An 11,973-nucleotide genomic window follows, 5' to 3' on the forward strand; every position below is an offset into this window, starting at 1 on the left:
CGGCATGCGGTCCGGCAACGCTCACACTACTTCTCCGGCGGAGTTGGGGGCGACGGACGACGTGAGCGCCACTTGGGCCTAATGTGAGCGCTGTGCGAGACGAGTTGGTGTGGATCGATTGCGAGATGACCGGGCTTGACCTCGGCTCGGACAAGTTGATCGAGATCGCGGCCCTGGTCACCGACGCCGATTTGAACATTCTGGGCGATGGCGTCGACGTGGTGATCCACGCCGACGACGCGGCGCTGTCCTCGATGATCGAGGTCGTCACCGAAATGCACTCGCGTTCAGGGTTGATCGATGAGGTACGGGCGTCCACCGTCGACCTGGCGACCGCCGAGGCCATGGTGCTCGATTACGTCGGCAAGCACGTCAAGCAACCCAAGACGGCGCCGCTGGCGGGCAATTCCATCGCCACCGACCGCGCGTTCATCGCGCGCGACATGCCCGCGCTGGACGCGTTCCTGCACTACCGGATGATCGACGTGAGCTCGATCAAGGAGCTCTGCCGACGCTGGTACCCGCGGATTTACTTCGGTCAGCCGGTCAAGGGGCTCGCTCACCGTGCGCTGGCCGACATTCACGAATCGATCCGCGAGCTGAAGTTCTACCGCCGGACGGCCTTCGTCGCCCCGCCGGGGCCGTCTACCAGCGAGATCGAGGCCGTGGTCGCCGATTTGGACGGCCAAACGGGCACACCGGGACCAATCGATTCGGCCCCCGAGCCACCGAGCGGTTAGTATCGAACGTCGCCGCTCGTTTCCCCGCTATCGGTGGATCGGCTCGCGGCCATGGTGGCTGTAGTTCAGTTGGTAGAGCACCAGGTTGTGATCCTGGGTGTCGCGGGTTCGAGTCCCGTCAGCCACCCCAATCGGTCGGAAGGCGTTGTCGCTTCCCGACCGCCTGGGCGTAACCGACCCAGCGAAACGCGATTCGGCGCGCCGAGGATCCCGGACACCGGCGACGGTCCCAGGCGATGCGCGTTCGTGATCGCACGTCAGGTGTTGGCGTTGCCCGCTTTCCACTGCGGCCAGGGCACGTTCCAGTCACCCAGTCCCTCGGTGCCCGGCAGCGTCGGCCCCACGGTGTTGATGACTTCAACGATGTCGCCGCTCTTGCTGTGGTCGTAGAACCACTCCGCATTGCTGGGGCTCACGTTCAGGCAACCGTGGCTGGTGTTGGTGTGCCCCTGCGCGCCGACCGACCACGGCGCCGAGTGCACGAACACGCCGCTGTAGGACATCTGGGTGGCCCAGTCGACTTCGGTGCGATATCCGTTGGGCGAGTTGACCGGAACGCCGTACGTCGACGAATCCATGATGATGTGCTTGAACCGGCCGCCGATGATGTAGAACCCGTTGGCGGTCGGCGTGCTGTCCTTACCCATCGACGTCGGCATGGTCTTGACCACTTCGCCGTTGACGCGCACGGTCACCGTCTTGGTGGTGTCATCGGCCGTCGAAATGACCTCGTCGCCAATGGTGAAGTGGGTCTTGACGCTGTCCTCGCCGAACATCCCGTCACCCAGGTCGACCCCGTAGGTGTTGACCGCCACATCGACCGTCGTTCCCGATTTCCAGAAATGCTCTGGGCGCCAACGTACTTCACGATTGTTGAGCCAGTAGAACGCACCCTCCACGGGCGGGTTCGTGGTGATCGTGATGGCTTTCTGCGCCGCGGCGCGGTTGGCGATGTTCTCGTCGAAGCGGATCGCCACCGGCTCGCCCACGCCGACCACATCACCGTCGCCCGGGTTGACGTACGGCATGGTCAGGTGGGCGGGCGAGCTGGTCTGGAAGGTCATCTGCCGATTCGCCGCGCCACCCATGCCGAGCGCTTTGGCGCTCAGCGTGTAGCGCCGGTTGTAGCCGAGCTGCTCGGTGGTCGACCAGCGCAGCCCGTCGGGGCTGAGTTGGCCGCTGATCGACCTGCCGTTCTCGTTGACCATGGTGACCGATGCGAGGACGCCGTCCGCGACGCTTACCGTCACCGGCGAATCGACGGTGACGCCGACGGCGCCGTCGGTCACCGAGGCGGTGAGCTTCGGGACGAGCAGATCGGCGAACGGAGTGCCCTTGTCGAAGATCACCTTCTGCGGTGCCGCGGTGTTGCCACCGCCGCAGGCAACGCCGAACACAGCAACCGAAGCGATCGCGGCAGCCAGCCACGACCGTCGTTTGCGCAAAGGCGTCATCGGGCGACCTTCCATGAAATTTGATGTAGTTGGTCACCGCTGACCAGAAACAGTGCATGAATTGTAATGGGTTTTTGGGCGCGCGCGTGCCGCCCTCGGGGTGTCCACTATCCGGTGTCATGCGATCGTGACGAATCGCGCCGTCAGGCCATTTCAGGGGGCCGTCAGGCCGGCTGATCGACCGCGTCGTGGAGTTCGGCCTCGACGCGATCGCGGGTCGAGGCGGCTTCGACACGCGCGAGCTTGACGATGGCCGCCGCCATCACCAGGACGGCCGCCGCCAAGGCGATCATCCCGGCGCGGCCCGCGTCCAGCGTCTCGTCGAGCACAAGGACACCCAGCGCGGCCCCGACGACCGGCTGGGACACCTCGAGGGTGGGCATCGACGCGGTCAACGGGCCGGCCCGGAACGCCGACTGGCTCCACGCCACACCGCCCACGATGACCAGGATCGCGGCGTAGAGCTCGGGGGCCTGGATCAGTGCCCATCCGCCATCGCCGAGCCGGGCGACGACCTCCTTGGCGAGCACCGCAAAGATGCCCCACAGCGAACCGGAGACAAGGGCGAACAGGACCGCGGCAGCGGCACCGCCCCAGATGCGGCCGGCCACGACGCAGGCCACCAAGAGCGGCCCGAGCACGGCGGCCACCACGAGCCAGGTTCCAAGCGGCGCGGAAGCACGGCCCGCCTGCGGATTGCCGACAACGACGACCACGGTCACCGCGGCGGTAAGCAGGCCGGCCCACATCCACTCGGCCCCGGTCACCCTGCGGTGGAATAACCGCGCATTGATCGGCAGCGCGAGCAGCAGCGAAAGCATCAGCAGCGCCTGCACCAGCAGCACCGAACCCTGGCCCAGCGCGGCCGCCTGCAACCCGACGCTCCCGGCGAGTAGCAGCGCGCCCCACCACCATCGCCGGTTGCGTAGCAGGCTGGCGAACAGTTCGACGTGGCCGACCGACCGGTCCTCGATGCAGTGCGCCGCCCGTTGCTGCAGCACGTCGCCGACCGCGACGCACAGCGCGGAACTCAGCGCGAGCAGGGCGGCGATTTCCGTATTGGCCGTCATCGGCACTCCGTCCACGCCGGACGGGGTCGGCGCGAATACCGTTGCTTTACAACGCAATCCAATCCATTAGCCACGGTACGTCGCGGCTTTGGTGGGCCACCTCCGGATCGAGGGCCGTTGCGGCTCGGGTACGTCGTCGTCCCATCGGCGCCGCCCCACCGCGGCGGCAGCGTCTTCACCGGTCTCGGACCGCTGCCGCAGCCACTCCAGCGGTTTGGGTGCCCACCAGGTCCACTGGCCGAGCAGATGGATGGCCGCGGGCACCAGGACCATCCGCACGAGAGTGGCGTCGGCCAGCACGGCGAGTGTCAGGCCGAGACCGAGCATTCGCATGAACGACACGTGCGCGGGGATCAACGCGGCGAACGAGATCGACATCACCAGCGCCGCGGTGGTGACGACGCGACCGATGCCGGCGATGCCCAGGGCCGTGCTTTCGTCGGTGGCGGCGCGCGCCTGCGCGGCCGTCGGCGGTGTCTCCTGAATCGCTTGCGACGCCAGCCAGTATTCGTGGATCCGCGAGACGAGGAACACCTCGTAATCCATGGCCAGCCCGAAGGCGATACAGAACAGCAGCACCGGAATGTTGGCGTTCAAAGTCCCGTTGGGGGTCGTCCCCAGCGCGCCCAAATTGCCGTCCTGGAAGATCCACACCATGGCCCCGAATGCGGCCGTGAGCGACAGCAGGTTGCACACCAGCGCCTGCAGCGGCAGCACCGCGCTGCCAGTCAGCAGGAACAACAGCGTGAAGGTGATGAGGGCGATCAGACCGAACACGATGGGCAGCCGCTTGGTGATCGCGCCGACGCTGTCGCGGTTGATCTGGGCCAGCCCGGTCATCTGCACCGAGCGTCCCGCCGGGCCGGCGACCTTGTGCAGTTGGTCGAGCTGCGTGTTCGAGGCTTGCGAATAGAGGGGCGCGGTGCTGGTCACGGTGAAGAACGCGCTGCCGTTCGCGGCGCCGGCGGGCGCGGCCGGCGGGCCGGCCCGGTTCCCGGCGACGAACGTCCCCATCGGCGCGCTGACCGCTGACACGTCGGGCACGCGCGACAGCTCGGCGGCATAGCGGTCCAGGTCGGCGGGGCCCGCACCGCGGGCGTCGGGTACCACGACGGTGACCCCGGTCCCCATTCCGTTGTCGAAATCGTTGTCCAGCATGTCGGCGACCTGACGGGCCGACGCCGACGGCGGCAGCACGCGCTCGTCGGGAAAGCCCCACTTGACGCCCAGGAACGGAACCCCTAGCAGCAGCATCAGCGCAACGACGCTCAGCCCGACCGGCAGGGCGTGGCGCAACACGAACCTCGTCGACCGATACCAGAACTGCTGCTCGAGCGGCTTGTGCGCATGATCGCGGAACGACCGTTGCCCGTGCAGGACGCGATGCAGCACCCGGCGGCCGTCCAGCGAATCCAGCCGGGAGCCCAGCAGCGCGATCGCCGCCGGGGTGACCACAACGGAAGCGATCGCCACTATCGCCGCGGTGGCCACGATGGTGTACGCCGACGACTTCAAGAACGACATCGGGAACACCGCCATCACCGCCATCGACAAGCCCACGGTGGTGGCGGAGAACAGCACCGTCCGCCCCGCGGTGGCCATGGTCCGCACCAACGCCCGCTCCCGGTCGCCGCTGCGCGCCAGCTCCTCACGGAAACGACTGATGATCAGCAGGTTGTAGTCGATCGCCAGGGCAAGTCCCATCGCGATGCTCAGGTCCAGCGCATACGTCGACACATCGGTCGCGAAGGTGATCAGCCGCAACACCGACATGGTGCAGACGATGGCGAGGGCGCCCAGCACGATCGGCAGCGCCGCCGCGACCACGCCGCCCAACACCCAGACCAGCACCGCGAAGCTCAGCGGGATCGCGATCGACTCCATCAACAGCAGGTCGCGCTCGTTCTGATCGTTGATCTGCGCATACGCCACGGCCATGCCCCCGGCACGGACTGTCACACCGTCGCGGTCGTGCGCCAATTCGTCGGTGAGCCGGCTGGCGTACTTCTGGGCGTCGTTCTCCCCGCCCTTCAGGCCGGCCACCACCATCCCGGACTTCTGGTCCTTGCTGACCAGCTGGGCGGCGGCCTGCGGTGCAGACGTCCACGCCGAGGACACGTTCAGCACCCACGGCGATCGTCGCAGGTGGTCGACGATGTCGGTGCCGACCTGGCGCGCCTGATTGCTTTGGACACCTGCCGGGGCGGTCACCACGATGAGCATCTGCTGATCGGTTTGATTGAACTTGTCACGAAGCACGTTGGTCGCCTGCGCGGACTCAGAAGTCGGGTCCTGAAAGCCCCCGCCCGACAGGCTGTTGATGACCGGAATACCGAAGACCGCGGCCCCAACCAGCACCAAAGCGGCGAGCGCGAGGATGCGGCGCGGTGCGGCGATGGCGAGGCGGGTCAGTGCATGCAGCATCCTCGGTCCCTTCATCGCTAATCCCCGGCCGTACCCCCTATACCCGAACGATGCCGACTAACCCACCCGCTGCGCCGATTGCCCGTATCGACCGGACCGCCGGCGACGTTTGGCAATCCAGCACTCGGGTATCGAACGAAAAGGGCGCATCCAGTGAGCCATTCGCTGTGCGAGCGCCGTTCTGGCTGGGCGATAAGCGGATTGGATGACGATGAACGCGACGGACAACGCCATCAAGACGAGACATCCCACGGAACAGGATCTGCCGGCGATATTCGCGAATCAGGCTCGCACTTTCGGCGATCCGATTGACCAGCGCGATATCGAAGCGTGGAAACGCCGCGTCGACGTCGACAACATGCTGGTCGCCGAGGACTTCTCCGATCCGCAACGGTCATTCTTGGTCGGGTCGTCCATCATCTACCCCACGCAGCTGACAGTGCCGGGCGGCGCCAGGTTACGAGCCGCGTGGTTGACGATGATCGCCGTCGCGTCAACGCATCAGGGCAAGGGAGTGTGGGGGCAGCTCAGCGCACAGGGGCTGGGGATTCTCATCGAGCGCGGCTATCCGATCGTCTTCGGGGCGCCGACCCAGACCGCGATGTACGACGGCTTCGGTGCGGGTGTCGCGAGCTACCTCCGCAGCTACTCCGTCGACCGCCGCTTCGCGAAGCTGCGAAACAAACCGAGCGAGATGCGGGCTCGCGAGATCGGCGCTGACGAAGCGAAAAGCCTTGTGCCGGAAATCTACCAACGCTGGTGCGACACGACGTCTGGCGCCGTCGACCGCGACGACGCTTGGTGGGCAGACTATTTGGAGGACCGGCCGACGCAGCGCGGAAACGGAACCGCGTTGAACTACACCATCCATCCGGACGGCTTCCTGACATACCGCGTGGTCGGCGACTCGAACCACGGCTACCGACCCCCGTTGGGGACGGTGGTCGTCGAGGACTTCTGCCCCATCACCGACGAGGCTCACACCGAGCTGCTTCAGACATTGTTGGTCTTGGAGATGTTCGACACGGTTGAGATCGACGTGCCGGTCGACGATCCGCTGCCGCTCAAGCTCACCGACCCCCGGGCCGCGGAAACCACCGGCGTGAACGACTTCCTCTGGGTGCGGATCAACGACGTGGCCGAGGTGCTCGGTACCCGGGCCTACGCCGCCGACATCGAGATCGCGCTGGAAGCCGACGACCCGCTGGGCCTGGCCGGCGGCCGTTTCCTGCTACAGGCGCGCGACGGCGTCGGAAAGTGCACGCCGCATGACGGGCCCGTCGACGTCAAGATCGGTCTTGCCGATCTGGCCACGATCTACATGGGCGCGCACAGCGCCTCTGAACTCCTCCGGGCGGGCCGGATCACGGAACTGCGGCCGGGCGCGATACCCGATCTGGATGCCGCCTTCAGCACCGACCGGGCACCGTTCTGCGGAACGCTGTTCTGAGTACGCTGCGCCGCAGGTCATTTCGTCGGTCGAGGGCACCGGAGCGTCCAGGCGGGGCCTACCATCCCCTCGGCGGCTATGATGGAGGGGATTCTGGGGATTTCACGCCGCGGCAGAACGCCTGTTATTGTCGCGTACGCGGTCTCGACCGCCGAAAGCGCCGTTAGCTCAGTTGGTAGAGCAGCTGACTCTTAATCAGCGGGTCCGGGGTTCGAAACCCTGACGGCGCACCACAGACGTCTTCGAGCTCGTGCCGCTCCTCACCAGCATCGATGCATCTGCGCGGCACCGGGTCGGTCGGACGTGCATGCCCCTCCCTCTGGCAGGTGCCGACGGCCGGGTGCTCGTCTATGAGGCCTCCGGAGCAGCACTTGAGCCGGTCGCGGTCGCAGAGCCGGCCGGCTCAGGCCAGGTCAACGGCAGCGACCTGAGCGCAAAGCTCTTCGAAGGGAACTTGATCTCCGGGATGTACCCGTGCGGCGCTTCGAAGTCGGGGATCTGCTTCAGCCACTCGTCGACAACGATCGTCAGCTCGATTCGTGCCAAATGTGATCCTATGCAGCGGTGCGGCCCGCCCCCGAATCCCCAGTGTCGGTGCACCTTTCCGTCCATGACCAATTCGTCCGTCGAAGCCTCGTCGCTGCCGTCGCGGTTGATCGCCGCTGTGCACAGCCCCACGGGCGTGCCAGGAGGGAGTGTCATCCCGCCCACGTTGACGAAGGCGGTTGTAACCCGCGCCGCCAGCGGGGCTGCGGGCTCCAGTCGGACGATCTCTTCAATGAAGAACTTGACCCGCTCCGGTTGGTTACGAAGCTCTCTGCGCAGCTGCGGCCGGCGCGCCAATTCGAACAACGAGAACCCGATCGCCGCGGACACGGTGTCCAAACCGGACAAAACCAGCAGGAGGCTCATGCCGATTAGCTCGAGATCACTCAGTTCGCCCGGTCCGGTCATCACCTGCGACAGCAGGTCCGATCCCGGGTTCCGCCGGCGATGATGAATGGTTTCGGTGAAATACGTCAAGAGCTCGTTCCCCCCAGACTTGCCGTCCACGGCCGTGTCTTTCCACCCGATCACGCGATCCCGGTCTTCCAGCGGCAGCCCGTAAAGATCTATGAACACCTGGTACGGGTAGAGGCGCGCGAAGTCGGCCATCGCCTCGCACCCACCACGGCCAGCGAGGCCAGCGATCATGTCAACGGCGTGGCGCTCCATCACGGGCCGGAACTTGGTCAGGGCGTGCGGGCTGAAGTGCGGTTGCAAAATTTTGCGGTAGCGGGTGTGCTCGGGAGGGTCGAACGCCGACGGCAGCACCGGCACGGGGCAGCCCGGAGGTTGAAGCGCCAAATGCGCCGAGAAGAGGTTGGGTTGGCATAAGGCTGCCAGCACGTCTTCGCGACGGGTCAGGTAATAGGTGCCGTTCATGTACACGACCGGCCCCGCGTCCCGCAACACCTTCCATCCGACGCCCCGGTCAGCGGCCATCGGCAACGTCGAATGTTCCAGCCGCGGTAGGTGGAATTGTTCTGGCCGGTTTACATCAAGTGCGCTACTCGAGTGGATACATCCTGAAATGCGCTCTGTTGCAGACGAATTCATTGTGAACCTTCCTGGCGCACGGGAGAGGGCTGAGTTGCGCCTAAAGACATGACGTTTTCTAAGGAGGGAGGCCGGCGAAATGGCGGCGCTCAGGGCGTCGCAATGGTTGACCGAACGGCGGAAGCCGCTACACCTGCGGGTGATTCAGCACGACCCCGCAGATCTCATGTGGTGCTTCGCCGCGTCGAAGCCGCGGCGTCACGGCAAGTCGGTGGGCGCGTTGGTCTCACCGGCCTAGCCAGGCGCACGAAGGCCCAGAGCCAAGCCCTCAGGATCGGCTGATGCAGAACCTGGTCAAGAGGCCTCGGCCGCCGGGAACGACCGTCGGCGCCACCCGCTGTGCGCAGCAGGCGGGATACCGTGGCGCGGCAGGAGAAGTCAGCGGAGCCAGCCGGCCAGACTCCGGTGAGATGGACGGCCAACTGGCCGGTCGGTCTCGCGTCATCCACATGCTGTGGAACGGCTTTTTGTCCGTTGGTGTGGAGCCGGACGATAGGCCATGGTCCCGACGGCTGATGATTGGGGCCGCAGCAGGCTGAACCTGGCCGACATGCGTTTGGGGACTGTGGGTTTCGTGTGTCCATGCCGCCGGCTCGGGAAGCGAACCCGCCGCTAGTTGGGGACGCAGGCACGATCCCGCGATCAAGGCAGTGAACAAGCTCAGCGCTGTGACGGCTGCGACGATCGACTGCCTTCGTCGAGTCTTCAGAGCGCTCGCATGCCCCACAGTGGCAGGACTGTACAAGACCAGACTTGAGCGCTAGCCACCAGTGAGCTGTGAAAACGATCAAAGTCCGGTGTTTGTTGCCTTCTTGATTGTTCGATTTGCCGGTAGCTCATAACCACTTCAGCCGGCGTCGTTTGCCACCCGCTCGGCAGCCGGGATGCACAGGAACACAGCAGAGCTGGCCGACGGGTTCACCGCAACAAGCTTGTGCGCATACACATTCGGCCGACTGACGTTGTTTCTCACGCGGTGCGTCAAGGAACCAATGTCCTTGGCATCAGCTGCGCTGCACGCGATTTAGGCGAGGCCGCACGGGCTACGCAATGCGGCCACAAAACAACGACCGGCGATTCGGAGGATGGAGAACACCGATCAACGGCCGGCCTAGGTTGGCCGAAGAAATTGCCGACGGCGTATCCGCACGCGGTAGCTGTCGCTCAGGTACTTTTTTGCTGGAAACGAGCCGCGTCGAAGGAGCCGCAAATGGGGTTCATCCAGCCGAATCTGCCCGTCGTCGACGTAGCCGAATGGAGCAAGCAGAGCCGCGCCCAGCGGATCTTGCCGATGGTGCGCCACATCGCCGAGAACGGCTTCGGCACCCCGCTGGTGATGCATGTGATGTACGGCGTGAAGATCGCGCTGTACATCCTGGGCGGCTGGGTGTTCGGGTGGTGCACGACGGGCATCGGCAGCTTCACCGGCGTCGCCGCCTGGTGGTCGGAACCGATCGTGTTCGAGAAGGCCGTGCTGTACACGATGCTGTTCGAAGTCATCGGCCTGGGATGCTGCTTTGGACCACTGGCCGGCCGCTACTTCCCGCCGATGGGATCGATTCTGTACTGGCTGCGGCCGGGCACCATTCGGTTGCCGCCGTGGCCCGATCGGGTGCCGATGACCAAGGGCAGCGTCCGCAGCCCGGTCGACGCGGCGCTCTACGGCGCCCTGCTGGTGTTGCTCGCCATCGCGCTGGTGTCCGACGGCACCGGCCCAATCCCCGCGCTGCACACCGAGATTGGTGTGCTGGCGCCCTGGCACACCGTCGCGATCCTGGCGGTGCTGGCCGTCGTCGGGCTGCGCGACAAGGTGATCTTCCTGGCCGCTCGCGGCGAGGTCTACGCGCCGCTGGCGCTGGTGTTCCTGTTCGCCGGTGCGGACTCCATCATCGGGGCCAAGGTGGTCTTCATGGTGATCTGGCTGGGGGCCGCCACGTCAAAACTCAACCGGCACTTCCCGTTCGTGATCTCGACGATGCTGGCGAACAACCCATTCATCCCCTCCGGCCCGCTGAAGCGGTCGATGTTCAAGCGCTATCCGGACGACCTGCGACCCAGCGCATTAGCGGGTTTCATCGCCCACTTCTCCACCGCCGTGGAGGGCCTGGTGCCGCTGGCGCTGCTGTTCTCCCACGGCGGCTGGCCGACGGCCGTCGCCGCGTTCGTGATGATCGTCTTCCACCTGAACATCCTGCTGGCCTTCCCGATGGGTGTCCCCCTGGAGTGGAACGTGTTCATGATCTTCGGGGTGTTGTCGCTGTTCGTCGCGCATGCCCGCCTCGGCCTGGCTGACCTGGCCAACCCCGTGCCGGTGGCGATCCTGTTCGTGGTCATCGCCGGGATCGTCGTCGTCGGAAACCTCTACCCGCGCAAGGTGTCCTTTCTGCCCGGCATGCGGTACTACGCGGGCAACTGGGACACCACCGTGTGGTGCGTCAAGCCCTCATGCGACGAAAAGTTCCGGACGGGCTCCCGCGCGCTCGGACCGATGCAACACCTGCAGCTCGAGCGCCTCTACGGCTCCAAAGAGGCCACCCTGGTTCCGCTGCACCTCGCCATGGCGTTTCGGGGGATGAACACCCACGGGCGCGCGCTGTTCACGCTGGTGCACCGCGCGCTGGCCGGATTCGACGAGGACGACTACAACCTCTGCGAGGGCGAGGTGCTGTGCTCGATGGTGCTCGGGTGGAACTTCGGCGACGGGCACATGCACAACGAATGCCTCATCGAGGCGCTCCAGGAGCGCTGCAAATTCCAGCCCGGCGACGTGCGGGTGGTGATTCTCGACGCGCAGCCCATCCACATCCAGCGACAGGAATACCGGCTGGTCGACGCGGCGACCGGCGAGTTCGAGCGCGGCTATGTCGACGTCGACGACATGGTCACGACGCAGCCCTGGGCCGACGACATTCCGGTGCACGTGCAAAGCGGCACGGGCGCCGGCATGGCGTGACGAGTCAGCGGTTGCGCACCCGGTGCACCACCACCACGACCACGAGGACACCGACGCCGGCCAGAGTCACCGTCACCGCCGGCTTCTTGACGAACTCGATCGCCTTCGCCTTCAGGTCGTCGGCGAGGCGGCGCGGGTTGGCCCGCACGGCGAGTGTGTCGACGGTGGCCGCCAGCTGGTCGCGGGCGACGTCGATGTCGCGCTTGATGGCCTCGGGGTCCCGGTCCGCCACGTGTCTGTCCTCCCAGTCGGCCTGATGCACCTGACGCACTACCCTAGATCA

Annotated in this window: 8 protein-coding genes and 2 tRNA genes; 5 read left to right on the top strand and 5 right to left on the bottom strand. The window is 65.8% G+C overall.

The genetic code is table 11. The annotated features are described in order from the left end of the window. Positions 1–92: 92 nt before the first annotated feature. A complete protein-coding gene (orn, locus tag A5711_RS13030) occupies positions 93–740 on the top strand; it encodes an oligoribonuclease (protein WP_067947069.1) in 648 nt (215 codons plus the stop codon). A gap of 54 nt (positions 741–794) precedes the next feature. Further along, positions 795–870: transfer RNA gene (locus tag A5711_RS13035), tRNA-His, on the top strand. Positions 871–997: 127 nt separating this feature from the next. Here the strand turns inward: A5711_RS13035 and A5711_RS13040 are convergent. The 3 genes from A5711_RS13040 to A5711_RS13050 form a co-directional block, all read right to left on the bottom strand. Further along, complete coding sequence (locus A5711_RS13040; RefSeq protein ID WP_067947071.1) at positions 998–2,209, bottom strand: Ig-like domain-containing protein; 1,212 nt, start codon at positions 2,207–2,209, stop codon at positions 998–1,000. 149 nt (positions 2,210–2,358) lie between these two features. Next, positions 2,359–3,264: a DMT family transporter gene (locus A5711_RS13045; RefSeq protein ID WP_067947073.1), complete on the bottom strand. Its 906-nt coding sequence runs from the start codon at positions 3,262–3,264 to the stop codon at positions 2,359–2,361. Positions 3,265–3,330: 66 nt separating this feature from the next. After that, entirely contained in the window at positions 3,331–5,688 is a 2,358-nt protein-coding gene (locus A5711_RS13050) for an MMPL family transporter (protein WP_067947167.1), read from the bottom strand. 211 nt (positions 5,689–5,899) lie between these two features. On the opposite strand from A5711_RS13050, the gene A5711_RS13055 reads away from it, so the two are divergent. Continuing rightward, positions 5,900–7,138: a GNAT family N-acetyltransferase gene (locus tag A5711_RS13055; protein WP_067947169.1), complete on the top strand. Its 1,239-nt coding sequence runs from the start codon at positions 5,900–5,902 to the stop codon at positions 7,136–7,138. Positions 7,139–7,295: 157 nt separating this feature from the next. Further along, positions 7,296–7,371: transfer RNA gene (locus A5711_RS13060), tRNA-Lys, on the top strand. 115 nt (positions 7,372–7,486) lie between these two features. Here A5711_RS13060 and A5711_RS13065 read toward each other — a convergent pair. Then, entirely contained in the window at positions 7,487–8,623 is a 1,137-nt protein-coding gene (locus tag A5711_RS13065) for a cytochrome P450 (protein ID WP_067947075.1), read from the bottom strand. A gap of 1,324 nt (positions 8,624–9,947) precedes the next feature. Here A5711_RS13065 and A5711_RS13070 point away from each other — a divergent pair. Beyond that, positions 9,948–11,690, top strand: coding sequence for a DUF3556 domain-containing protein (locus A5711_RS13070; protein ID WP_067947077.1), 1,743 nt, complete (start codon positions 9,948–9,950; stop codon positions 11,688–11,690). 4 nt (positions 11,691–11,694) lie between these two features. Here A5711_RS13070 and A5711_RS13075 read toward each other — a convergent pair whose 3' ends face one another. Next, entirely contained in the window at positions 11,695–11,922 is a 228-nt protein-coding gene (locus A5711_RS13075) for a DUF3618 domain-containing protein (RefSeq protein ID WP_067947172.1), read from the bottom strand. Positions 11,923–11,973: the final 51 nt, after the last annotated feature.

The sequence above is a fragment of the Mycobacterium sp. E2238 genome, assembly GCF_001672665.1.
Classification (GTDB): Bacteria; Actinomycetota; Actinomycetes; order Mycobacteriales; family Mycobacteriaceae; genus Mycobacterium.